This is a genomic window from Burkholderia sp. JPY481 (assembly GCF_038900515.1).
Classification (GTDB): Bacteria; Pseudomonadota; Gammaproteobacteria; order Burkholderiales; family Burkholderiaceae; genus Paraburkholderia; species Paraburkholderia youngii.
Genome location: NZ_JAYMRT010000002.1, coordinates 372,867 through 397,391, shown reverse-complemented (window position 1 = coordinate 397,391; position 24,525 = coordinate 372,867). Strand labels below are relative to the sequence as shown.

Annotated in this window: 22 protein-coding genes; 5 read left to right on the top strand and 17 right to left on the bottom strand. The window is 63.9% G+C overall.

The genetic code is table 11. The features are described from left to right. Positions 1 to 25 precede the first annotated feature (25 nt). Complete coding sequence (locus VSR82_RS07140; RefSeq protein WP_498857544.1) at positions 26 to 5,557, bottom strand: trifunctional serine/threonine-protein kinase/ATP-binding protein/sensor histidine kinase; 5,532 nt, start codon at positions 5,555 to 5,557, stop codon at positions 26 to 28. A 283-nt stretch (positions 5,558 to 5,840) separates the two neighbouring features. On the opposite strand from VSR82_RS07140, the gene VSR82_RS07135 reads away from it, so the two are divergent. Beyond that, on the top strand, positions 5,841 to 6,884 hold the full coding sequence (locus VSR82_RS07135) for an MBL fold metallo-hydrolase (RefSeq protein WP_429456134.1): 1,044 nt from the start codon (positions 5,841 to 5,843) through the stop codon (positions 6,882 to 6,884). A 68-nt stretch (positions 6,885 to 6,952) separates the two neighbouring features. Here the strand turns inward: VSR82_RS07135 and VSR82_RS07130 are convergent, their stop codons facing one another. From VSR82_RS07130 to VSR82_RS07080, 11 genes are all read right to left on the bottom strand, one after another. Further along, the gene (locus VSR82_RS07130) at positions 6,953 to 7,270 is read right to left on the bottom strand and encodes a DUF3331 domain-containing protein (protein WP_368583173.1); all 318 of its coding nucleotides are present in this window, start codon (positions 7,268 to 7,270) and stop codon (positions 6,953 to 6,955) included. Between the two features lie 153 nt (positions 7,271 to 7,423). Continuing rightward, complete coding sequence (locus tag VSR82_RS07125; RefSeq protein ID WP_429456135.1) at positions 7,424 to 8,248, bottom strand: alpha/beta fold hydrolase; 825 nt, start codon at positions 8,246 to 8,248, stop codon at positions 7,424 to 7,426. Positions 8,249 to 8,305: 57 nt separating this feature from the next. Then, a complete protein-coding gene (locus VSR82_RS07120; RefSeq protein WP_429456136.1) occupies positions 8,306 to 9,784 on the bottom strand; it encodes an alginate export family protein in 1,479 nt (492 codons plus the stop codon). 5 nt (positions 9,785 to 9,789) lie between these two features. Beyond that, positions 9,790 to 10,683 carry a VOC family protein gene (locus tag VSR82_RS07115; RefSeq protein WP_410842412.1) on the bottom strand — a complete coding sequence of 298 codons (894 nt, stop codon included), beginning with the start codon at positions 10,681 to 10,683 and terminating at the stop codon, positions 9,790 to 9,792. A gap of 95 nt (positions 10,684 to 10,778) precedes the next feature. After that, positions 10,779 to 11,525: a YoaK family protein gene (locus VSR82_RS07110; protein WP_368583177.1), complete on the bottom strand. Its 747-nt coding sequence runs from the start codon at positions 11,523 to 11,525 to the stop codon at positions 10,779 to 10,781. Continuing rightward, on the bottom strand, positions 11,507 to 11,755 hold the full coding sequence (locus VSR82_RS07105; RefSeq protein ID WP_498857543.1) for a DUF1427 family protein: 249 nt from the start codon (positions 11,753 to 11,755) through the stop codon (positions 11,507 to 11,509). Before VSR82_RS07105 ends, VSR82_RS07110 begins: the two co-directional genes overlap by 19 nt. Before the next feature lie 59 nt (positions 11,756 to 11,814). After that, positions 11,815 to 12,222, bottom strand: coding sequence for a BON domain-containing protein (locus tag VSR82_RS07100; protein WP_429456137.1), 408 nt, complete (start codon positions 12,220 to 12,222; stop codon positions 11,815 to 11,817). Positions 12,223 to 12,263: 41 nt separating this feature from the next. Then, positions 12,264 to 12,689, bottom strand: a complete 426-nt coding sequence (locus tag VSR82_RS07095; protein WP_429456138.1) for a DoxX family protein — start codon at positions 12,687 to 12,689, stop codon at positions 12,264 to 12,266. A gap of 45 nt (positions 12,690 to 12,734) precedes the next feature. Continuing rightward, positions 12,735 to 13,370: a hydrolase gene (locus tag VSR82_RS07090; RefSeq protein WP_498857542.1), complete on the bottom strand. Its 636-nt coding sequence runs from the start codon at positions 13,368 to 13,370 to the stop codon at positions 12,735 to 12,737. A gap of 157 nt (positions 13,371 to 13,527) precedes the next feature. Then, positions 13,528 to 14,535 (bottom strand): alpha/beta fold hydrolase, encoded by a 1,008-nt coding sequence (locus VSR82_RS07085; RefSeq protein ID WP_368583181.1) that lies wholly within the window; start codon positions 14,533 to 14,535, stop codon positions 13,528 to 13,530. A gap of 290 nt (positions 14,536 to 14,825) precedes the next feature. Next, entirely contained in the window at positions 14,826 to 15,743 is a 918-nt protein-coding gene (locus VSR82_RS07080) for a LysR family transcriptional regulator (protein WP_429456140.1), read from the bottom strand. 330 nt (positions 15,744 to 16,073) lie between these two features. On the opposite strand from VSR82_RS07080, the gene VSR82_RS07075 reads away from it, so the two are divergent. Beyond that, the gene (locus VSR82_RS07075) at positions 16,074 to 17,288 is read left to right on the top strand and encodes an MFS transporter (protein ID WP_498857541.1); all 1,215 of its coding nucleotides are present in this window, start codon (positions 16,074 to 16,076) and stop codon (positions 17,286 to 17,288) included. 357 nt (positions 17,289 to 17,645) lie between these two features. On the opposite strand, the gene VSR82_RS07070 is transcribed toward VSR82_RS07075, so the two are convergent. Genes VSR82_RS07070 through glnH form a run of 5 tightly spaced genes read right to left on the bottom strand, consistent with a single transcriptional unit; the run spans position 17,646 to position 21,843 of the window. Further along, entirely contained in the window at positions 17,646 to 18,644 is a 999-nt protein-coding gene (locus VSR82_RS07070; RefSeq protein WP_429456142.1) for a MurR/RpiR family transcriptional regulator, read from the bottom strand. After that, entirely contained in the window at positions 18,580 to 19,665 is a 1,086-nt protein-coding gene (locus VSR82_RS07065; RefSeq protein WP_429456143.1) for a C45 family autoproteolytic acyltransferase/hydrolase, read from the bottom strand. Before VSR82_RS07065 ends, VSR82_RS07070 begins: the two co-directional genes overlap by 65 nt. Positions 19,666 to 19,678: 13 nt before the next feature. After that, positions 19,679 to 20,416, bottom strand: coding sequence for a glutamine ABC transporter ATP-binding protein GlnQ (gene glnQ, locus VSR82_RS07060; protein ID WP_368583186.1), 738 nt, complete (start codon positions 20,414 to 20,416; stop codon positions 19,679 to 19,681). After that, the gene (glnP, locus tag VSR82_RS07055) at positions 20,413 to 21,069 is read right to left on the bottom strand and encodes a glutamine ABC transporter permease GlnP (RefSeq protein WP_498857540.1); all 657 of its coding nucleotides are present in this window, start codon (positions 21,067 to 21,069) and stop codon (positions 20,413 to 20,415) included. Before glnP ends, glnQ begins: the two co-directional genes overlap by 4 nt. Before the next feature lie 27 nt (positions 21,070 to 21,096). After that, positions 21,097 to 21,843: a glutamine ABC transporter substrate-binding protein GlnH gene (gene glnH, locus VSR82_RS07050; RefSeq protein ID WP_368583188.1), complete on the bottom strand. Its 747-nt coding sequence runs from the start codon at positions 21,841 to 21,843 to the stop codon at positions 21,097 to 21,099. 443 nt (positions 21,844 to 22,286) lie between these two features. Here glnH and VSR82_RS07045 point away from each other — a divergent pair, with 443 nt between their 5' ends. The 3 genes from VSR82_RS07045 to VSR82_RS07035 are packed head-to-tail and all read left to right on the top strand — an operon-like array spanning position 22,287 to position 24,330. Continuing rightward, complete coding sequence (locus VSR82_RS07045) at positions 22,287 to 22,868, top strand: cytochrome b/b6 domain-containing protein (RefSeq protein WP_429457738.1); 582 nt, start codon at positions 22,287 to 22,289, stop codon at positions 22,866 to 22,868. Positions 22,869 to 22,871: 3 nt separating this feature from the next. Beyond that, positions 22,872 to 23,666 carry a molybdopterin-dependent oxidoreductase gene (locus tag VSR82_RS07040; RefSeq protein ID WP_429456145.1) on the top strand — a complete coding sequence of 265 codons (795 nt, stop codon included), beginning with the start codon at positions 22,872 to 22,874 and terminating at the stop codon, positions 23,664 to 23,666. A gap of 49 nt (positions 23,667 to 23,715) precedes the next feature. Continuing rightward, positions 23,716 to 24,330, top strand: coding sequence for a hypothetical protein (locus VSR82_RS07035; RefSeq protein ID WP_429456147.1), 615 nt, complete (start codon positions 23,716 to 23,718; stop codon positions 24,328 to 24,330). Positions 24,331 to 24,525: the final 195 nt, after the last annotated feature.

Here is a 24,525-nt window from a genome sequence, read left to right as displayed (position 1 = left end):
GAGCGTTCAGCGCCCACCGGCCGGATCACGCCCCGGCCGTGACCGGATGGCATATCTCCGCAGGCAGAGAGAACCGGAACAATGCACCGCCTCGCTGATCGGTACTCGCCCACAACCGTCCGCGATGCGCGCCGATGATCAACCGGCAAATCGCGAGCCCCATGCCGAGACCCTCGGCCTTGCTGGTGTAAAAAGGCTCGAATACCCGCTCGCAAATCTCCGGCGACAGACCCGGTCCCGAATCCCGCACCTCGATCAGCACAGAACCGGCACTGTCGGTTCGGGATCGAATCCACAGTTGGCGCGGCGTATACATCATGTCCTTCATCGCCTCCATTCCGTTCATCAGCAGATTGATCAGCACCTGCTGCAGTTGCACGCGATCTCCGGTCACCAACGGCATCGACGGTTCGAGTTCGATACGAAGCTGAACGTGGTGGCGGACTATTTCGCCTTGAAGCAGTACCAGCGATTGCTCGATCAGATCATTCAGATCCACCAGCGTGGCGTCCGGCGAGCTCTTCTTCAGCAGCGCGCGCACGCCCGCGATCACCGCACTGGCGCGGTGACCGCCTTCGACGATCCGCTCCACCGTCTCCTTCAGTTCGCCGAGATCGGGCGGCGTGCGGGCCAGCCAGCGCAGCGCCGCCTTCGCGTCCGTGATGATCGACGCAAGCGGCTGATTGACGTCGTGCGCGATGGAGGCGGTCAGCGCATTCAGCGTGGTCACGCGCGTGACGTGCGCCAGATCCGCCTGCACCTGCTGCAAGTCTTCCTGAGCGCGCTTGCGCTCCGTCAGATCCAGCACGAAGGACACACCTTGCTCGCCGCTCTCGTCGAAATTGGCCGAGCCCAGAAGAACCGGTACATGGCTGCCATCGCGATGAAGGAACTCAGTCTCGAATGGCGGCACGGTACCGTTCAGCTTGAACGCCTCCGCGATGCGCGTGTCGCCGTTCAGCCAGCCCGGCGCGGTCAGGTCGGTCCAGCGCAGGCGCTGCGATAGCAGATCGTCGCGCTCGTAGCCCACCATGCGCAGAAACAGGTCGTTGGCTTCGAGAATCCGGCCGTCCAGATGCCAGATCCAGATGCCGATGATGTTCGCCTCGACAAGGCGATGAATCCGCGCTTCGCGTTGCCCCAGGTCCCGGTATAGCCGGGTATTTTCGACTGCGATCGCGGCCTGTGAAGCAAGCAGCTTCAGCACGGCCGTCCGCGCTGGTACGAAAAGCCGCGCCGCGAGATTGTTCTCGAGGTAGAGCACGCCGATCAGCTTGGCTTGCGTCAGAAGCGGCAGGCACAGCACGGATCGGGCGCCATGCCGGCGGACGTACGGATCGCCGACGAACAGGCCTTCGACCGACGCGTCGTCGAGAATGATGTTCTCATTGGTCCGCAGCACGTAGTTGAGAATCGCCACGGGTATCGTATCGGGTTCGATCGGGCCGTCGCGCAAGGATACGATCACGGCATCGCCGGCCGTGGTCGCCTCGGCCGCGACGCGCGGCTCGCCGTCGCGGATCAGGAGCAGCAGGCCGCGCTGTGCGCCGGCCTGCTCGATCGCGGTACGCATCAGCGTATTGAGCAGGTTTTCGAGGATCACCTCTTTCGACACCGCCTGCGAGACGGCAATGACCGTCGCCAGATCGAGATGTTCGACCGGCGCGCCGATCGCGCCGCCCGCGGTGCTGATCCGCCCGGTTTCCCGCAGATAGGGGTAGCGGGCTTCCAGCTGCTGGACTTTCCCCAGCGCTCCCCAGCACAGATAGCCCTGCCGGGCATCCTGCATATAGACGCGGGCGATCTTTTCGAAGCCGCGCTCCGCATAGAACAGTGCCGCCAGTTCGTTGGCAAGCGCCTGATGATGGATCAGGTCATGGTCGCGCGCGAGACCGATTGCCTCTTCGTAGAGCTGCATCGCGTCGGAAGACCGCTGTTCGAGGCGAGCGATCTCCGCGCCGACCAGCGCGGCCTGGCTGCCGAAGTTCGGCTTGCAATGTTCCGCCCACAAAGACAATTGCTGATGATGGGCCGCCAGAATCCGCAGGTTATCGGACCCGGGCTGCTGAAGTTCGGCGTGGCAAAAGGCTGCACGCGCGAGTGCCGCATAAAACTGATACTCGGCCTGCTCGTAAAACGACGGTGACGTCCAAAGCAGAGCCTCGGCGCGTTCGGCCGCGGCGCGAGCCGAAATCGCATCGCCCGCGAAGTAGCGCGCCTGCAGCTTGCGAATCCAGTACCAGCAGAACGCAAAAGACAGACTCGGATTGCTGCCGACCCGGCTCTCGAACTCCGCCTCGCTGAAACTCGCGTCGTCGAACACACCGAATGCCGGCGTGAGGCCCGCCAGCGTCCGCACCAGTTGCAGTTGCGGAATCATCCGATCGACGCCGAGACCGAAAGCCGTCTGACGCGCGAATTCGACGCTCGCCTCGGCTTCGCGTTGCACCTCTCCGAGCGGCTCGCCGCTTGCCAGCGAATGAGTCAGCAGGTTGTTGCGAATGAAGCACGCAAAGGTTCGGTCCGCGAGCTTCTCGGTCACATCGATCGCACGCTGCAGGATGTCCCGGGCGTTTCGGATCGGCTCCGTCCATTGCATCACGTGCCCGCCGAACACCTGATAGACGCGCGCCCGGATACGATCCTCGCCGTCCCGCTCAGCGAGCTGGAAACCGAGCCGGCCAAACCGGAAATCCGCCTGGCTATGCTCGCGTTGCGGGACCAGAATCATGCTCAGCCAGGCGTACCCGAGGCATGACGCCTCGCCATTGCCGTATTCCAGACTGAGGTTGACCATCCGCCCAATGACCAGCGCGCGCAGTGAAGCGTCCGTGTACCAGGCGGGCGGCATCAGCGCGGTCAGGACCGCCATGGTGCCGGCGGCAACGGGATCGGTCATCTTCGGCAAATCGAGCAGAGACTCGATCGGCCGCTCGCCGAGCCGGCTCCAGATACTGTCGTATTCTCGTTGCACTTCGCCCGCGGACGGCTGCGAATCCCATGCAACGCCGGCACACCGCAGATATTCCAGGCCCACCTCGACCGCGCGCTCGCGCCGCCCCAACGCCATCAACAGTTCGAGTCGCAACTGCGTGACCGCGGCGAGATCGGGTAGCCCGATTGCCCTCTGGGAAAGCGCGTGAAGCCGCCCTTCCGCCGCGTCGGAAGCACCCGTCAGGAACTCGCTCTCCGCGCGCCGCAACTCGAGCATGAAGACGAGTTCAGGGCGGGTTTCCCACGCGTTTTCCCCCAACAGCGCGCTGCCGGTGGTGAAATGCGTCAACGCCGCGAGGTAAGCCGCGGATGCCATTGCGCGGCTGCCAGCGAGAAGATTCAGTTCGGCGAGCCGCTCCCGCTCGCCGGCCTCGGTAATCAATGCCGCGCCCCGGTTCAACTGGCCGACGATATCGAACACCAGCTCCCGCGCATGGTCGGGCGACAACTCCGCCACGAGGCGCCGGCCAATCGCGAGATGCGCTTCGGCGCGCGCCCATGGCGCAATCAAGGCGTAGGCCGCCTCGTGCACGCGGTCGTGCAGGAATCGATAGGACGCGTCTTTGCGCAACACGAGCCCCGCGGTAACCGCTGGTCGCAGCGCCTCATCGAGATCCGCGAGCGTCCCGTGACGCGCGATAACGAGAACGTCGACCGGCACTTCGTTGCCAACGCACGCCATCAGCTTCAACACGTCCTGGGTTTGCTCGGGAAGACGTCCCAGCCGGGTCAGCATCAGGTCCACGACGTTGTCGGTGAATCCCTTCGCGCGAATCTGATCGAGATCCCAGGACCAGCGGGCCGTCCGGTGGTCGAACACGAGCATGTCCTCGTCCAGCAGCGTGTTCAGAAAATGAATCGCAAAGAACGGATTACCGGCCGTCTTCTGCTGCATCAATTCCGTCAGCGCCGCGCTGCTTTGCACGTCGCAACGGAGAACATCCGCGACGATCTGGCTCATCTGATCGCTGCGAAGGCCTTCGAGCGCGATCGCGCTGACTCGGGTTCCAGCCCGGCGAATCGAGGCCAGGCATCGTGGCAATGGATGATCCGCTGCAATTTCGTGGTCGCGGTACGCGCAGACGAACAGCACGTGTCTGAGTTGCGGATGCGTCGCAAGGTGCTCGATAAGATCGAGGGTCGCCGCGTCGAGCCACTGCACATCGTCGAGAAAGAGAACCAGCGGAGACTCGGCACGCGCGAACGCGCCGATCAGGCTGCGGAACGCAAGCTGAAAACGATGGCGGGCGTCCTGCAAAGGCAGATCGTTGACGATCGGCTGTTGCCCAAGGATCAGTCCGATTTCGGGAATCAGCGTGGCCAGCAGACTCGCGTTGGGACCCAGCGCGTCGTCGAGCACGGCGCGCCACGAAGCCAGTTCGGTTTCGCTGCATGCGAGCAGCGGGCGGATCAGCGTCTGCAGCGCTAGCGCGAGCGTCGAATAGGGTATTTCACTGCGGTACTGGTCCACTTTCCCGCTGGCAAACCGCACGCGCTGCGTGGCGATCTGCCGCTGAAATTCGGTGACCACGGCGGTCTTACCGACTCCCGCATAGCCCGAAATCGGAACGAGTTCCGGCCAGCCTTCCCGCTCGACGCGATCGAAAGCCGCGAGCAGCGTTGCGATTTCCGGCTCGCGTCCATAAAGGCGCGCAGGAGCCATCAGGCGATGCGCGAAATCCTGTTGTCCGAGCGCAAAGGTTTCGATGCCTCCATCGGCGGTCTGGCTCGCGCGGCAGCGGCGCAGATCCGCTTCAAGACCCGCCGCGCTTTGATAGCGTTCATCGGGCGTTTTGGCGAGAAGCTTCAACACGATGTCCGACAGAGCGACGGGAATCGTCGGCACACGTACGACTGGCGAGGCTGGCTGCCGGGCGAGATGGCTGTGCACCCAATCCGCCGTATCGCCGGCGCTGAAGGGCAATATTCCCGTCAGCATCTCGTAGAACATCACGCCGAGAGCGTATAGATCACTGCGAGCGTCCACCGGCCGGTTCATACGTCCGGTTTGCTCCGGCGCCATGTAAGCGAGGTTGCCCGTGACCGCACTGATTTGTGAATGCGCTTCGGCACCGCGGGAAAGCCGCGACGCGACGCCAAAGCCAGTGATGGCTGTCGTTCCGGCCGCCTCGTCCGTGAAGATATGTGCGGGTTTCAGATCCCGGTGGATCAGGCCGCGCTGATGAACCTGGCTCAGCGCCGAAGCGATGCCGATCGCACGGTCCAGAAACCGGTCCGTCTCCATGGCGGTGCCCAGCAGCGCCGTGAGCGGCTCACCGCCCGGATCCCTCAGCAGCAGCACGGTGTGGCCATGTTCTCGCAGCAGCTTCAGTGGCGTGGCGGCCCAGGCGCCGGCCAGATCGTCCCTCAGTTTGTACTCGTGCGTCAGGCGCGCGGCGCTGGAAGGATCGGCGCGCGATGCGGAAATCCACACGGCCAGCACCTCTTCGCGGCGACCGTCGGGCGCGAGATGCCAGCCGCGGCCAAGCGCGCGATCGCCCTCTTCGAGCACGAACTGCAAATACACCTTGTCGCCGGAATTGAAAAAGAAGGACGGGCTCATCAACGGACTCTCGCACCTTACCGAGGAAGCTCACGCACTCGATCGGGTGCGATCGGGAAGTGGCGTGCCGAAATGGTCTTCGGGAATGTCGGCGGCATTATGCCAGCCGGCTTCAATTCCCAAGCGCAGTCCAGTCCAGAACCTGAAGAGTTCTGAACGGCAGCTTAAACGTCCTGCCCGCGACGAAACTTTAAGAACGCTTCATTAGGCATCGAGCCAGTTCGAATTCGAGAATGAGTAAGGCGCACGTTGCGCAACCTTCAACCACCCCGAAGCAACCACTATGGATACCCAATCTTCAGTCTTCCCTGCCGCTCGACACCGCGAGCGCTGCCGCGCGGCGCCGACCGTCTTCGCATGGCTCGCCGCACTGCTGGTTGCCCTGCATGCCGCGCTCGCGCATGCGGCCGCGCCGCAGGTCGGCACGCAAGGCCCCGGCTTCTATCGCATGATGCTGGGCTCCTACGAAATCACGGCGCTGCTCGACGGCACACATCCGTTTCCCGTCGATACCGTGATGACGGACGTGCCGCGCCGCGTGATCGACCATGATCTCGCGGAAGACGATCTCGCGTTGCCGCTACAAGGTTCGATCAACGCGTTTCTGATCAACACCGGCAGCCAGCTGATCCTGGTCGATACCGGCGCGGGCGTGCTTTACGGCGATTGCTGCGGCCATCTGCTCGCGAACCTGCGCGCCGCCGGCTACCAGCCGGAACAGGTGGACCAGGTGCTGCTCACGCATATGCACAAGGACCACGTTGGCGGCGTGATTCGCGACGGCCAGATGGCATTTCCCAACGCGGTTCTGCGCGTGTCGCAACGGGAGGCCGATTACTGGCTCGACGCCGGCAACAAGAAAACCGCGCCGTCGTTTCTGAGTTCGTTCTTTGATTCGGCGGCGCAATCGGTGGCCCCCTATATCGCGGCGGGACGTTTCCGGCCGTTCGACGGCAACGCCGCGATCGCGCCCGGTATCAGCGCACTCGCCACGCCGGGTCACACGCCGGCACATACGGGCTATGTCGTGAAAAGCGGGCAGCAGACGCTGATCGTGTGGGGCGACATCATCCATGTCGCGGCCATCCAGTTGCGCGACCCAAAGACTTCCGTCGAGTACGACTCGGACGCCGCCGCGGCCAGGCAGTCCCGCCTCGCGTTGCTCGACCGTGCGGCGCGCGAACATGACGTGATCGCGGCCGCACATATTTCGTTTCCGGGTCTCGGGCACGTGCGCAAGGAGGGCGGCAGCTACGTGTGGATTCCGCTGAATTACGATGCGGACCCGGCGAGCCACGCCGCGACCGCCGTCAAGGCGGCGCCCTGAAGTCGACGCGCGAGCGCGCGTCAGAGAAAGCGCCCGGGACGCTGGCATCAGCGCCCGGCGCACGGCGCTCAGCTATTGCGCGCCGGGTAAGCCCGCATCGCGGACGTGCGGATCATCGCGTCCGCATTGACCGCGTCGGTGCGACCACATGGTTTGAAGATTTCGTCCCCACGGCTGATCGGCTCACCGCTCAGCGCGCAAACGCCCGACTTGCGGGCGCGCACCAGACGCCACAGCTGTGCGCCGTAATAGCAATTCGTCGAATCGCGCCACTCGATCGTGGCGCTCGTCATGGTGGGCCGTTCGACCACGATGATGGTCGCGTGACCGCCCCCGGCTCGCGTGGCCGAGCGATCGGCATCGCGAAGCTTCCTCGAGAGAGACATCTGCTGTTCATCGTCAGTCCGCTCGGCTCTCGCGAGCGATCCTACGATTCGAGCCCACGTGTCCTGTACTTTCATTTCTACGAACATCGTCGTCACTCCGTCTCCGAACGTCTACCGGGGGATCAAATGCGCGGCTGAAACCGGACCGCCAGCTCAGGCGGTCGCCGCAAACGCGAGCAGATCGCGGTTCAGGCGTTCCGCGTGGGTCAGCATCAACGCATGGGGAGCGCCGTCATAGATGTCGAGCGTGGCGCCTTTGACGAGCCGCGCCGCCGCGCGCGAAGTCAGATCGAGCGGCGCGGTCTGATCGTCGCCGCCGTGAACGAACCACGTGGGGATATCGATCCGCGCGAGATCGGCGTGGAAATCCGTGGCCGAAAATGCCGTCACGCAGTCGATCGTCGCCTTCAGTGAAGCCTGCATCGCCATGTTCGAGAACCAGTCGTGCACCGGCTTCGTCACCATCGAATCGGGCCGGTTGCCGCCCGTCACGAGCGGGTTGAAGGCATCGACGAAACTCGCGCGGTCGCGGCGCAGCGCGTCGCGCATGCCTTCGAACACCGCCGGGTCGACGCCCTCCGGGTTGTTCTCGCTACGCTGCAGGCCCGGCGTCACCGATCCGATGAACACCGCCCTCGAGACGCGGCGGGCCCCATGTCTTGCGATGTAACGCGCCACTTCGCCGCCGCCCATCGAAAATCCGACGAGCACCGCATCCTCGAGCGCGAGCGTCTCCAGCACCGCGTGAAGATCGTCGGCGAGCGTGTCGTAGTCGTACCCTGTCCACGGCTGATCCGAGCGGCCGAAGCCGCGGCGATCGTAAGCCACAGCACGAAACCCGTGCGCGGCGAGATGCAGCATCTGCGGGTCCCACATGTCGGCATTGAGCGGCCAGCCGTGAATGAACACCACGGGACGTCCCGCGCCCCAATCCTTGCAGTAGAGCGACGTGCCGTCGGCCGTGTCGATAAATTTCATCTGCGTTCCCTCATTCGTTTGAACGTGCTCGCGGCAAGCTGTGCGCGAGCCGCGTGCTTACCAGCTAAACTTTGCTTCCACGCCGACGTAGTCCGCGTTGCGCGCGCCGAGCGCGCGGATCGAATCGCCGACTTCGAAGTGCACCGCTTCGAGCGCGAGCGCGACGTTGTCGTTGACGCTCCAGTCCGCTCGAACCTGCCCGTACATGCCGGTCCAGAGATTGCCCTTGCCTGCCGTGCCCGGCACCGTCGCCATGCCCTGGCCGTAGATCGCATCGGCCGTGGTGTCGCGCCACTGGAAGCCGAGCGCGGTGAGCAGCGTCACCTTCGGCGCGAGCCTGAAAGTGACCGACGGCTTCACATGAATCAGGTTGCTGTAGCCGGTGTAGCCCGCGAGCGTGAAGTAGTAGCCGTTGGGAAAGAGCGGATTGAACGTCCCGACGCGGCCGTCGCCGGGATGCCGGTCGCCCGACGCGCCGTCCACCTGCACGCCGATGCGCGGCTTGCCCGGCAGCGCGGCGAACGTGTAGCCGCCCAGCGCGCCGAATGCCCACGCGCCGATCGTGTCGGTGCCCACGTGGCCGGTTTGCAGCATCGCTTCCACGTCCCAGTCGAGCGACGCGTTTTTGCCCGTGTAACGCGCATCGAACACATCGCGCCGCTCGGTGCCGGCCGCGTCGAGAAACCGTGCGTTGTCGCGCGTATAACGCGACCAGTAAGCGGACAGATCGCCCGGCCCCACGCTCGCGCGCTCCACCCGCACGCCACTGAACGTCAGGTGACCGTTCGACACGTCGTCGAAAACCCGCTCGTCGCGATATTGGACAGGCTGCGTCAGATAACCGATGAAGCGCCACTTGCCTAGCTCGTAGTCGGCCCACAGCGCATCGAACGCCTGGCGCACGTTCGGACCGTCGCGCACCGAAACGAAACGCTGCAAGTCGAACGCCATTTCCTGCCGGCCGACGCGCGCCTTGAAGGTACCGCCCCCCACGCCACCGACGAACGCGATGAACGCCTGCTCGGTGTCGAGCGGATTGCGGTCGACGGGCGTGACTGAATCCTTGCCGAACGGCCGCGCGTCGACGAACTGGAAGAAGGCCTGCACGTGCGAGCCGAAGCGCGCGTCCGCATGCACCTCGGCACGCTGGATCACCCAGCTGTCCGGCGTCTGGCTCCCGAGGCCGAACAACGGGGTGTTGTTCAGTTCGAAGCGCTCGCGCAGATTCGCGCCCAGCGACAGATACCAGCTTGGGTCGCCCGACAGCGGGATGTACTTCAACGCATCGAGCGGCTTGCGCGGCACGCACGGATTCGCGAGCGCACCCCAGTCCTCCTGCCAGCGATTGAACGATGGAACCGGCCGTTGCGCATCGCAGGCGACGGACGGTGCGGCCACCGCCTGCGCGGTTTGCGCATGCGCCGCGCCCGCCTGCAACCCTGCGCAAGCGGCGAGCGCGGCGAACATGACGTTCGTGCGCACCGCACGCGCGAGCGCCGTCCTGCGTTTGGCGCGTGATAACTCGCGAGTTCTCATGCCAGTCACTTCACGCGCTGATGCAGCTCCGCGACGTAGCCGCCCGGAAACTCGACCATCGCCGTGCGGCCTTCGACGTTTGGTGCCGGCGCCGCCAGCACCTTCACGTTGGCGGCCTGCGCCTTTGCGAGCGTGGCGTCGAGATCGCCCACCTCGTAACCGGTGGTTTCGCGGCCATACGGGTACGGCAATTTGCCGTCGGTCACGAACACCAGCATGTTGCCGAAGCCCGACCGGATTCGCGCCCGGCGGATCGTCTCGCCCGGCTTGCCGATCTCCGCGCCATCCGCATGGCGGTTATCGGAAACGATCTTGCCGTGCGAGAAGCGCACGAAGCGCTTGATGAAGTCCTGCGCCTGGTACTTCGACACATAGACGCGGTTGTCCGGCACGTATTCGAGCGCCGCATACGACGGCGCCCTGGTGTGCCAGTACAGCTGCATCGTCAGACCGCCCGGCCACTGAATGATCGCGTCCTTGCCGATCGGATCGTCGAACGGTTCGACGACTACGTCCGCGCCCGCTGCGTGCGCGGCACGCACGGCCTTGTCGATATCGGTCACCAGGTAGCCCGTGCGTTCGTTGCCGAACGGGTAAGGGACCGCCGTCTGGAACGCGAATACCGACAGCATGCCGACCGGCGTCTGCACGTATTGCGAAGCGGTTTTGCTCGCCGTGGGCGTGACCGTGAACACCGCGCGCGGCGAGGCCTTGCCGCCGAAGGTCGCGACGAAGCTGCTGACGAATGCGTCGATGTCTTCGTTCGACACATAGACGTGCGTGGTGTCGTATTGCGGACCCACCGAGACGACCGGCGCAACCGCCGACGTGGGCGAAGCGAGCGGATACTGGCCGTCATCGGCGAAAGCCGGAGCACCGGGCAGCGCCGCGCCGAGCATCGCGAGCGCAATGGTTAGCGCTCTCAAGGGACGATCGAGACGAATGAGTTTCACGTGAGGTTCCTGTTGAAGAAAATGTGCGGTCGGCCGGGCGCTCAGAGCGTGCCTTTCGAATCGGCCTTGCGGCATGCGAGCGTCGCCACCAGCGCGAGCATCGCGAGCGGCAGCAACAGCGCCCAGAACGACGCGGCGAGCCATCCCGCCGCCCCTGCTCCCGCGCCGGCCGCGAATGCGAGCACCGGCGGCAGCGTGGTCGCGAGGCGGCCCCGCGCGATCGCGCGTTCCGCCTGGCTGGTGCCCGGCGCGAACAGATCGAACACGTCGATCACGGCCTGTGTGACATTGCCGGTCATCACGGTATTGGCGACCACGCTGCGCGCGGTCAGCCGGCCGTGCGCGTTCTGCACGCCCATCGAGGCCGCGCCGAGCAGGCCGCAGGCAATCGTCAGCGGCGCGTCCGCGTTGACGATCGGTACCGCAAAGAGACCCGCGCCCATGAACGCCGCGAGCAAGACGATTTGCAGAAAATAAAGCGCGCCCACGCGCACGCCATGCGTGCGCTGACGCAGCCTGTCATCGAACAGGCGCGCGCCGACGATACCCGCCACGAAGGCGGGAAACGCGAGCCACTTGATCAGCAGTCCGCTGCCCGCGCCCGCGAGCCCCGAACCGATCAGAATGAAATTGCCGGTGACGTGCGCCGTGAACAGCCCGAACAGCGCGACGAATCCGAGCGTGTCGACATAACCGGCTACGAAAGCGAGCACGGCGTTTTCGCCGCGCAGCGGCTCGAGCGCCGCCTTCGCCTGCGGCGAGCCCAACTCTATGGCTGCTTGCTGCATGACGAGTCGACCTTGTTGGCGCAAGCGGCGGCGGCCTCGTGCGGCGCGCTCGAAGTTTGCGCCTGCGGTGCGCGCCATTGCGCCTGTACGAATGGAATCGCGTGTTCACCGATCACGATGCCGAGCAGGCCGGCCAGCGCGATCAGCGGCGGTGCGGGCGACTGCACGCGCGCGATGTAATAGAGCAGACCGACCACGAGGCCCGCTCCCAGCGAGATCAGATATGTCATGTTGCGATCCTCGTGCTTCGCGTCCGCGCGAGGCGGACGCGCGCTATACAGCCGTTGGCTTAATGACCCGCGGTCGCGATGCTCAGACGGTTGGTCACGCCGGTGACGCCCGCGACCTGCTGCGCATGCTGCTGCGCGAGGTCGATCTGCGCCGCTTCGGGCACGGAACCTTCCAGCGTGATGGCGCCGGACTTCGCGACAACCGTCATGTGCGAAGCGTCCACGCCGCCTGCCTTGACGATCGCCTTGCGCACGTTGGTGGCGAGATGGCGGTCGACGGCACGCTCGGCCTTCCTTTCGGCCTTGCGCTGTGCGTTGGCCGGATCTTTCGGCGCGGCGGGATGCACCTGAACGGACGGTGCGTAAGCGACTGCCGCGTCGTCGGCGAACACGCTGCCCGCGTAGCCCGTGAACAGAACGATGGCGGCGAGTGCCGCGGCCGGCTTGAGTTTCGAATGCAGTTTCATCGAGTCGATCTCCTTGTTGTTGGGCGAACCATTGGTCGCCGTTAAAAGTTTGACGTGCGCGCGTCCGCGGGAACGTCCCGGCCCAACGTGATCCGGTAGCGCCCCGCTCCGCCGATCGCGACCGTGCCGAACAGGATCAGCAGCATCCACGCGAACTGAGCCTGCTCGAGACTCCAGTCAGGGTGCACGAGCGTGAGGGCAACCACGGTGACGACGAGAATCGGCAGCGCGGCGAGCCGCGTGAAAACGCCGACGATCATCAGCACCGGACACACGACCTCCGCGAAAATCGCGAAAGCCAGCGTGAAAGCGCTGCCCAGGTGCAGCGGATCCTCGATCGCGCCGAGCTGCGCCCCGATGTGCAGCACCTTTGGCAAACCATGCACGATCAGCAGAAGCACGCTCGCGCTGACGCGCAAAAACAGCAGCGCGACATCGGCGGCGTTGGAAGTATCAGGACGTTTCATCGTAGTTTTCATCGCAGGTCTGCGCGGCCCGGAACGCGAAGCGGCTCAAGCCGCTTCGCTTGCGTGTTCGCCGAGGATCTGCTTCGCGTAGCGCACGCCGATGCCGTACGCGCTGTGCGCCTTGAAGATGTCCATGCAGCCTTCGTAGGTCTCGCCACGGGCCCAGTCGCGTTGCAGTTCGCACATGAACTGCAGCGAGGTCATCGGCACCGCGCCGGCCTGGATCACGCGCTGGATCGCGCGCTCGTGCGCTTCTTCCGTGATGTCGCCGCATGCGTCGGTCGGCACGTAGATCTCGAAGCCTTCCGCGAGCATCTGAACGGTCGGGAACGCCACGCACACTTCCGTCCACAGACCGGCGATCACGATCTTCTTGCGGCCCATGGCCTTGATCGCCGCGCGAAAGCCCCCGTCTTCCCACGAGTTCATCGAGGTGCGGTCGACCGGCTTGATCTGCGGGAACACCTGCTGCACTTCGGGCAGCAGGTGGCCGCTGAACGAGTCCGCGGCGATCGTCGTGAGGACCGTCGGCACCTTGAACAGCCTGGCGGCCTTCGCGAGGATCTGCACGTTGTGCAGGACGGTGGTGCGCTCGTGCGAGTGCGTGCCGAAGAACATCTGCGGCTGGTGGTCGATCAGCGCGAGTGCGCAGTTCTCGGGGGTCAGCAGTTCAAAAGCCATGGTTGCTCCAGTGAGGTACGAGTGCGGATAAGCGATGACGCGCGCAGCGGTCATCGAACGGGTGGAGATTACGGATCGCGCGCCTTAAAGTCCTTGGGAAAACCTGAAGCGTTATGAACGCTTCAGGTCAGCCGAGGCGAGCGCGCGAGAGCGGGCTTCAGCCCTTCAGGAAGGCGAGCAGGTCCGCGTTGACCTGGTCGACGTGCGTGCTGCACATGCCGTGCGGAGCGCCCGCATAGACCTTCAGCGTGGCGTTCTTGACGATCTTCGCGGAGAGCTTCGCGGAATCGTCGATCGGCACGATCTGGTCGTCATCGCCGTGCAGAATCAGCGTGGGCACGCTGATCTTCTTCAGGTCTTCCGTGTAGTCGACTTCCGAGAACTGCTTGATGCACTCGTACTGGCCTTTGATCGAACCGGCCATGCCCTGGCGCCAGAAGTCCTGCACCAGACCTTGCGAGACCTTTGCGTTGGGACGGTTGAAGCCGTAGAACGGCGTCGCGAGATCCAGATAGAACTGCGAGCGGTTCGCGGCCACACCCGCGCGGATGCCGTCGAATACCGACATCGGCAGACCGTTCGGGTTGTTCGCGGACTTCACCATCTGCGGCGGCACCGCACCGATCAGCACGGCTTTGGCAACACGCTTCTCGCCATGGCGACCGATGTAGTGCGCGACTTCGCCGCCGCCCGTGGAGTGACCGACCAGCATCGCGCCCTTCACATCGAGCGCGTCGAGCACGGCGGCCAGATCATCGGCGTAGGTATCCATGTCGTTGCCCTCGGAGGGCTGGCCCGAGCGGCCATGGCCGCGACGGTCGTGCGCGATCACGCGGTAGCCCTGATTCACGAGGAACAGCATCTGTGCGTCCCACGCGTCGGCGCTCAGCGGCCAGCCGTGCGAAAACACCACCGGCGTGCCGGTGCCCCAGTCCTTGAAGTAGATCGGCGTGCCGTCCTTGGCGTTCACATAGCCGCCGCCATGATGATGGCCCGTGCCATGCGCGTGCGATGCGCCTGCCGCTCCCGCGTTGCTTGCCGCGCCGGCCGCGTTGGCGGAAAAGCTGGCCATGGCCGCCGCGGCACCCGCCATGCCGGCGCCGGCGGAAAGCAGGCGACGGCGTGTGGTCGAAGGAATGGACTTATCGATGTTCTGCGTATTCATGGTGCTTCTCCGTCGTTGCATCGCTGTGCGTGTGGTTAGCGATGAGGTTCGCATTTGCGTGGAAAGCGACGCGGCGCGGACCTCGACTGGATCGAGGAGCGCCGCATGCAGGACGAAGCTTAAGAACGCGACTCTTCAAAGTCCTTGTGGCGATCTGAAGAGTTCTGAAAATGCGAAAACGCGCGGTGAATGCGGCATCGAAGGTGCGACGACTCTAACTTTTGTCATCGCATGGAAATATTTTTGCGGGTGAGAGCCGACTGGCGGCCGTGAACTCACCACCGCTGCGGCTAGATCGGGTGCTGCCCGATGCGCGCTTCAAGAAACTGCAACAAGGCCCGCACTTTCGTCGAATGCCTGCGATTGGGCAGGTATGCCGCATGGACCACGACATCGCCACTCTGCGGCGTCACCTTCCAGTCAGCGAAGCATCGCATCAGGCGGCCGGAATCGATGTGTTCGTTCACCAGCCAGTCGGGCAATAGTGCGAACCCCTGCTCCGCGAGGACTGCTTGAAGGAGCATATCGAGGCTGTTCGATATCAGTCGCCCGCGCACGTTGACCTTTTCAATTTCCTCCCCGCGCCCGAAGGTCCAGATCTGGCGTGCCCGATAGCTTCCGCCATAGGCGATGCGCAGACATTCGCGTTCGGCGAGCTCGGCTGGCTCCTCGGGCATTCCTGCCTTTTTCAGGTACTCGTGGGCCGCAACCACGAAGCGCGGATTGTCGGCCATCTTCCTGACGATGAGATTCGGATCGCCGCTGGGCAGCCCGATCCGCACAGCCACGTCGATGCGATCGAGCGCGAGATCCACGAAATGATCCGCAACGACGACGTCCAGCGCAACGCGAGGATATTCACGCAGGAAAGCGGCGAGGTGCGGCGCGAGGACGATGCGGTTGTACGTGGACGGCACCGTCACGCGCAATGCGCCAACGGGCGCCGCGCCGCTGTCCAGCACGCTTTCGTCGGCCCCGGCAAGCTCGTCGAGCAGCCTGGAAATCTGCTCGACATACGTCGCGCCAGCATCGGTCAGGCTGACACGCCGCGGTGTTCGCGTCAGCAGCGCGGTGCCGAGCGAGTCTTCGAGTGCGTCCATCAAACGCGTGACCGACGATGTTGCCACGCCCAGACGCTGGGCGGCTTTCGCGAAGCCGCCGGCATCAGCCACTTCGAGCAGGGTGTTGAGCGCGAGCAATTTGTCCATGCGGGGGATTATGCCAGCGGAAATCGGGCGGTTCGCACTCTGCGTGCCTTCATCAAGCGCAAGGATTAATGGCGGGCTCAGGACTTTTCAGGTGCGTGATGGCAGCCTACCGTCATCATGACCTTGGCTGTCGAGCGCCGCTCCTCGCGTTGCGTAGCGCGCAATGGGGGATTGCGCGCCGATCGTATTCCGGATGCACCGGCTCGCGCCTAACCTTGGTGCAGTCGCGAACACCAGTTTGGCTGTCGCACAACCCGACGCCAAGCCGCGGACTGCATAGCAAGTCGAAAGGCCCAGTCGTCAAATAATTTCTTCGCTCAAGGAGCCATCATGTCCACTCCCTCGCGCACGCTCGGCGGCAACGAGCGGCCCGTCAAGCTCACCCAGGGACTCATTGCACTATTCGCATTCAGTTGCGGCGCGATCGTTGCAAACCTGTACTACGCGCAGCCGATTACCGAGCTGATCGGTCCGGCGCTGCATATGTCGGGTGGCACGGCGAGCCTGATCGTTTCGCTCACGCAGATCGGCTACGCGCTCGGTCTGTTTTTCATCGTGCCCTTGGGCGACCTGCTCGAGAACCGCAAGCTGATGATTACGACCGCGGTCGTGTCGATCGCGAGTCTCGCCGCCGCATCGCTGATGCACACGCCCAGCTGGTTTCTGCTGATGTCGCTGCTGATCGGCTTCAGTTCCGTGGCCGTGCAGATCCTGATCCCGCTCGCGGCGCACCTTGCTCCTGATCATTCCCGAGGCCGTATCGTCGGTACGATCATGGGCGGTCTGCTTCTCGGCATCCTGCTGTCCCGACCGCTGTCGAGCATCGTCGCGGACCACTTCGGCTGGCGCGTCGTGTTTGCCGCGGCCGCAGTCGTGATGGCGCTCGTGACGACCGTGCTCGCGCTGACGATTCCGCGCCGGCAACCGGACCATAGCGCCACGTATTCCGAGCTCATCGGCTCGCTGCTGGTGCTCGTGCGAACCATGCCGGTACTGCGCCATCGTGCGCTCTATCAAGGTTTGATGTTCGCGTCGTTCAGCCTTTTCTGGACTGCGGTTCCGGTTGAACTCACGCGCCAGTACGGCCTGTCACAGTCGGCGATCGCGCTGTTCTCACTGGTCGGCGCAATCGGTGCGACGTCGGCTCCCGTCGCAGGCCGCCTCGCGGACGCGGGACATTCCATTCGCGCCACGTTTGTGGCGCTGATCGTGGCCGCGTTGTCTTATCTGCCGGCACTCGTCCATCCGGCGTCCGGAGTGTTCGGCCTCGTGGTTACCGGGATTGCGCTCGACTTCGCCGTGCAGATGAACATGGTGCTCGGCCAGCGGGAGATCTACGCGCTGCACGCGGCAAGCCGTAACCGCCTCAACGCGCTGTACATGACGAGCATCTTCGTTGGCGGCGCGATCGGGTCCGCGCTTGCGAGCACGCTCTTCGAGCGCGGTGGGTGGCCGTTGGTCGCTGGCGTTGCCCTTGCATTCCCGCTGCTTGCGTTCGTCCACTTTCTGCTGGTTGGACGGCCGCACGCTCTCGGCGAGCGCTAGATCCGGGCGCGTTTCGCCGAGACCGCACCAGCGGCGCACCAATGACAAAACGCCACGAAAATCGCTTTTCGTGGCGTTCTTCTTTGTACCCTGTGCGCGTCGCCCTATGGCGCGACGACGCATCGAGCCCTGCAGCTTCCTGACCCAGTCCCCGCCGTCGTCCCACAAACTATTCTCGTTTTTATCCATCGTTCCTGCGATGAAATCGACTGCACCTGCGGACGCAAGCGCTTTGTAAGCATACAAGGGCGTCTCGTCCCGGCGCCCATACTAGTGTCCTTAGTTGCGAGTAAAACTCGACGCGGCAGTCACGTCAGCGGCCACTCGCCGATCTCGACAATCACCATTGACCGGATATCAGTCCGTCTCGATCCCCAACGCGGTAATCAACCGTTCGCGCCGCGACAGCGCCTGCAAAGATCGCTTCCCCAGATGCGTCGCCACCAGATTGAGCAGGCCTTCGCAAAAGATCAGATAAGCGCCCATGCTGTTGCTGAAGAAACTGCTGTCGTGTGGAATCAGGAACGCGTGCCGCGCGGGCGGCACCAGTGGAGACGCGAGCGTATCCGTGATCGCGATGACTGTCATACCCGCCTCGGCGGCGGCCTTTGCAGCTTCAGCGACGCTGCGCGTATAAGGCGAGACGCTCGTGACGACCACCACATCGCCCGGTTGCAACTGCGCGAGTCCTTCAGCCACGCCGAGCCCTTGTGCATCGAGCAGCGCGACGTCGGTGCGGATCATCCCGAGCCCATAGCAAAGAAAGCTGGCGAGCGCGCTGAACTGCCGCAAGCCGTGCACGCGCACGCGCGGCGCCCCCGCCAATAGCGCGGCCGCACCGCGCAGATCGTCAGCCGATAGCCGCGCGAGGAACGTCTCCACATTGACGATCGATTCGTGCGCGAGTTGCACGACGACCTCGACCTCGGGCGAGGTTCCGCTATTGACGGGCGTGTGCGCACGCTGCTTTTTCCCTGCAACGAGCCGCTCCGCCTGATTCGTATAGAAATGCCGGTGACGCTCCGCCAGCGAATCGCGAAACACGCTCTGAAAATCCGCGAACCCTGCATAGCCGAGCTTCGTGCTGAGCCGTGTCAGCGTCGACGCATTGACGTCGAGTGCCGTCGCCAGATCGGTGATGGTCCGCACGGCCACTTCCTCCGGCCGTTCGAGCAGCCACGCGAGCACTGCGTGCGCCTTGCCGCCGAGCGACAGACCGGCCTCGTCGCGACCGATGCGCACCACCAGTTCGCGCAGCGCATCGACGCTGCGCGGCGCGTCGGCGACGGCTTCAGGCGCGCTCGCCTCGTCCTTGTTCGCCGGCTTGCGGCGCTTCGTGCGTAGGTTTGTGTCCATTGATCAATCGATATCGCGGCGGCGCCCCGGGTTGCTCATAAACGTCCCATTCTATGTGAGACGCCCTGATCACGATATCAGCGGTTGCGAGCGTGTTTTCGTCGTCGGGATCGGCAGGGTCGGCGCGGTAGATCGGCAGCGATGCGTCGTGCGTGTCGGCGAGGATCGCGAGCGGCTCAGGCGCATGCCCCGCTTCGCGTGCGTCCCGCAACAGCCGATCGCCGCGCGTCTGCCGACTACGCGATGAATCGGTCACGCGCTGGGCGAAGCCGCGCATCGGCGGATGAATCGCGTGATTCGCATGCAACGACGGCTGCGTGATCTCCTGCACGGAACAACCGTGCGCGCTGTACTCGACGCTCAGCAACGGCGCGCTCGCCTGATGCGCAAGCGTCAGATGGAAGCCGCCCGCGCGGGGATTGTCGCGTACCACGGCAACCGCCGCATCGAGATCGCGCGCATCCAGTAACGCGCGCGTGAGCACCATGCGCGGCACGCCCGCCTCGGTCTGGCGCACCCGCAGATTATTCACGGTGACGGCAAGACCCGCGTCCGTCACGGCGAACGTATGGCCCGGCAGCGAGCCCGGATACACGAACGCCGCAAAGCCCGGACTGCCGTCGATCCGACACGCGGCAATCGCGCAATGCCCGGCGAAGCCGGGGTCACCGTCTTCATTGTGAGTGATGCGCTTGCCATCAGCCGATGGCAATTGCACCGTCGTGCATCCGTCGGTCGACGCAGCCCACAGGTCGCCGCGACAGTTCCACAGGAACACATCGTCGAAGGGCAGTTCGAGGCCATTGGCAAGCCCCTGCAATTCCGCCCAGATACGCGGAAAGCGCTGCTGCGTATGTGCGCAAAGCGCGGCGGCGAGCGGCGTGCCACGCCATTGCATGACGTCGCGCCAGGCGGCCGATTGCACCAGGTGGCGATGCACGGCCAACGCGCCGAAGCGCCCTAACGCCTCGCCCGCGTCGAACGGCGAGCCGGAGATTTCGATGAATCCAATTGCAGACATGAGTTCGAGATGATCATTCGACGTGTTGAAGGAAATCGCGCAGACGCTGATTCGGCGGATTGTCGAGCAACTGCGCGGGCGGCCCATCGACCGTGATGTGGCCGTGCTCCATGAAGATCAGACGCGTGCCGACCTTGCGCGCGAACGTCATTTCGTGCGTCACGACGACCATCGTCATGCCCTCTTCCGCCAGCGACTGCATCACCCGCAGCACTTCCTGCCGCAGTTCGGGATCGAGCGCCGAAGTCGGCTCGTCGAACAGCATCAGCTTCGGCTTGACGGCCAGCGCACGCGCAATCGCGACGCGTTGCTGCTGACCGCCCGACAACTCGCTTGCATAATGCCCGACGCGGCCCGCGAGGCCGACTTTCGTCAGCAACTCGTGCGCGAGCGTTTCCGCGTCGGACTTGCTCATGCCACGCACCTGACGCGGACCGAACGCGACGTTTTCGAGCGCCGTCAGTTGCGGGAACAGGTTGAACTGCTGAAACACCATGCCCGCTTCGCGGCGAATCTCGCGCACTTTCTTCGAGCCGCCGTGCACGCTGATGCCATCGACGATCAGATCGCCGCCGTCGATTTGCTCCAGCGCGTTGATACAACGCAGCAGCGTCGACTTGCCCGAACCCGACGGACCGATCAGCACCACGACTTCGCCCGCGCGAATGTTCAGGTCGACGCCGTCCAGCACGGTGGTCTGCCCGAAGCGCTTCGTGACCTGCTTGAACTGCACCATATCGAGCGCGCTCATAGTATCCGCATCCTCTTTTCCATCGTGCGCAGACAGAACGTCAGCACACCGATCATGCACAGATAGATTGCGGCCACCGCCGTCCAGATTTCAACGGCCCTAAAATTCGCCGCCATGATTTCCTGACCCTGACGCGTGAGTTCACCGACGCCGATCACGATGAACAGCGACGTATCTTTCAGGCTCACGATGAACTGGTTGCCAAGCGCAGGCGTCATGCGGCGAATCGCAACGGGCCCGACGACGAATCCGAGCACGCGCCACATCGGCATGCCCAGCGCGAGTCCGGCTTCCTTCAATCCGCGCGGCACCGACAAAAACGAGCCGCGCACGATCTCGGCGATATACGCGCCCGAATTGACGATGATCGACACGATCGCGGCCGTCAACGCATCGACGCGCACGTTAAGCAGCACGGGCAGAGCGAAGTAGATGAACATCACCTGCACGACGATCGGCGTGCCGCGCACGAACTCGACGTACGCGAACGCGATTTTCTGCATCAATGCGTTGCCGTACGCGCGCATCAAGCCGAACAGAAAGCCGACCGCGAGGCCTCCCGCAAGGCCCGCGATGGTGATGAGCACCGTCAGCTTCGCGCCCTGCAATAGTGCCGGTAACGCATCGACGACGACTGACAGATCGAACTGCATGACTTGCCTCCCGCAGCCGTTGCGTTATCAGGACTTCGTCGGCTCGACGCCGAACCACTTCTTGTAGATCGCCGCATAGCGGCCGTCAGCCTTGATCTTCGCGAGCGCCGCATTGACCTTCGGCACGAGCGGGCTGCCCTTCGGGAAGCCGATGCCGTATTGCTGCGCCATCATCTGCGGACCGACCGCCTTCACGTTGCCCTTGCCCGCCGTATTGATGTAGTAGAGAACGTTCGGCGTGTCGTGCATCGCCGCATCGACGCGTCCTGTCTGCAACTCTAGATACGCGTTGTCGATGTTCGGGAACTGGCGCAGATCGGTGCCCGCGAAGTGTGCCTTCGCGTAATCCGCCGCCGACGTCCCCGTCTTGATCGCGAGCGACTTGCCCTTCAGGTCGTCCGGGCCCTTGATCGCGCTGGTGGCCGGCACCATCAGCGTGAAGCCGCTGTCGTAGTAGCCATCCGAGAAGTCGATCACTTTCTTGCGCTCGTCCTTGATCGTGATGCCCGCGAGCGCGACGTCGACGTTATGGGTTTGCAGCGCCGGCAGGATGCCGCTGAAATCCATCGGCTGCAGCTTGTAGTCGAGCTTCAGGTCCTTCGCGATGGCTTCCCAGAGATCGATATCGAAGCCGACGTATTTGTCGCCCTGCTTGAATTCGAACGGCACGAACGCCGTATCGCAGGCGACCAGCAAGGTCTCGGCCCGCGCGGCATGACCGAGGACGGAAACGGCGACGAGTGCAGCCGCGACGAGCTTTGCTACGAGTTTCATGACGACCTCTGCGAGGTGGGGTTGAGGAACGACAGCAAACCGATTTGCGCCGAGTATCTTACCGCAAATTTATTTGCGCAATAGCTAGGCACGCAAATCTGCTTGCAAAGCGGGTATACCCCGATGGGAGATGTCGGACGGAAGGCGCTGGGAGCGGACGCGTGTCTTTGCGCAGAAGTGCATTTGTCCGACGCAATAGGGCATGCGGGATGCTGCGATGCTCTGGGGCGGGACGGCTTTCGCGCGCGGTGCGTGTCGCTAATGAAAGTCGATTGCAAGGGAAAATCTTCACGCGCGACGGAATAATGGTCGATCAATCGCGTTAGCCCTTGTGTTACAGGTGGCAGCCTGACGAGCGGAGCGCGGTTCGCTGTCCGACCCGTCTTGCTCCCGCGCTACTGGCATGAATGCCACCGAATCTGGAGTGATTTTTGAGTCACAACATGGTTCAGCCCGGGTGGGTACGGATTACGCACTGGATCAATGCTGTCGCGGTCGTGCTGATGGTCATGAGCGGCTGGCAGATTTACGATGCGTCGCCAATCTTTCCAGCCATTCAGTTTCCACCTTCGATCACACTTGGCGGTTGGCTCGCCGGCGCGCTGCTATGGCATTTCGCCGTGATGTGGCTGCTGGTCGCCAATTTCCTGGTCTATCTCGCGCTGAATCTGGCGTCCGGACGCTTTCGACGCAAACTGCTGCCCGTCAGGCCGAAACAGCTGGCCGCCGATCTGCTCGCCGCGCTGCGCGGACGCCTGAAACACGACGACCTCGCGCACTACAACTCGGTGCAGAAGTTCGCTTATCTCGTCGTGATCGCCGACATCGTGCTGATCGTGTTGTCGGGGCTCGTCATATGGAAGTCGGTGCAGTTCCCGCTGCTGCGCACGCTGATGGGCGGATATGACAATGCGCGCGTCGTGCACTTCGTATGCATGAGCGTACTGGTGGCGTTTTTCATCGTTCACGTCGCGATGGCCGCGCTCGTGCCGCGCTCGTTACTGCTGATGATACGGGGACGGTAAATCGTGACGATCCGCAAACGCACCGCACAACCAGGCACTTTTCTCGCGACGCATGGCGAATCGATCGTCCGCGACGCACAGCGCGAACTCAAATCGCCAGCGCGCCGCCTGTTCGGCCGGCGGCTGCTGACCCTAGGCGGCATCGCGATGCTGTCCGGTTGCGATCTGACCAACGACAAATCGGTGAACACCGCGCTGCGCCGCATCTCGTTCTTCAACGACCGCGTGCAGGCGCTGCTGTTCGATCCGAACAAGCTGGCGCCCACGTATCCGGAATCGATGATCACGCGGCCGTTTCCGTTCAACGCGTTCTATGAGATCGACGATGTACCCGAGATCGATGCCGCGACCTACCGTCTGCAGGTCAACGGTCTCGCGCACGGCAAGCGCACCTGGTCGCTCGACGAATTGCACGCGCTGCCGCAGGAAAGCCAGATCACGCGTCTTGTCTGCGTCGAGGGATGGAGCGCGATCGGCCGCTGGGGCGGCGTGCGCTTTTCCGAATTCCTGCGTCGCGTGGGTGCGGACACGACCGCAAAGTACGTGTCGCTGCATTGCGCGGACTACAACTACTGGACCAGCATCGACATGCCGACGGCGCTCCACCCGCAGACGCTGCTCACGCTGACTTACGACGGTGACGTGCTGCCGCCGAAGTATGGCTTTCCGATGAAGCTGCGCGTGCCGACCAAGCTCGGCTTCAAGAATCCCAAGCATGTCGTCGCAATCGAAATCACGAACCAGTATCCGGGAGGCTATTGGGAGAACCAGGGCTACAACTGGTTCAGCGGCTCGTGAAGCAATGAGGTCTTTCCCCCGTCCTTCAACCATCCAGTTGGGAGGTTCTATGACACTCCGCATCAAACTTGGCGCAGCCTTTATGGCTGCCGCGTTCGCGAGCGCTGCTTTCGCGCAGGCGCCCGCCACGACGCCCACGCGCATCCGTGGCGAAATCGTGTCGCAAAACGGTGACACGCTCAAGGTCCATCGTCGCAGCGGCGATACCGTGTCGGTCGATGTGAAGCCGGATGTGCGTGTTTCGGCTGTGAAAACGATGCAGCTATCGGATATCAAGCCGGGTACGTTCATTGGCACGGCTGCAACCACCGGCGCCGACGGCAAGCTGACGGCAACGGAAGTCGTGGTGTTCCCCGAGTCCGCGCGCGGCACGGGCGAAGGGCATTACGCGTGGGACCTGGGCCCGAAGAGCTCGATGACCAACGCGAACGTCGACTCCGTCGTGCAGAGCACCAACGGCCGCGACCTGAAGCTGTCATACAAGGGCGGCAGCAATGTGGTGACGGTGCCGCCAAACGTGCCCGTCGTCACGTTCACGCCCGCGGAGCACAGCGATCTTACCGCCGGCAAGAAGGTGTTCATCGTCGCAACGCCTGCGTCGCAGGGAAGTTATGTTGCGCAACGCGTCGTGGTCGAAAAGGACGGCGTAGTTCCGCCGATGTGACCGCTGAGCTTCGGCTCGGCGAGCGCCACGCACGGCGTCATGTGTCGACGCCGCGCGTGCCGACTGCGTTCGCATACGCATTCAGAATGATCTCAATGGCGTAGCGCCAATAGGCGACGACCTTCGCCCCCCGGCGAAGACCCTAGCTCGCCTGACGCCGCCACGCGCCGGACAGCGACTGACTTCCGAATTCCT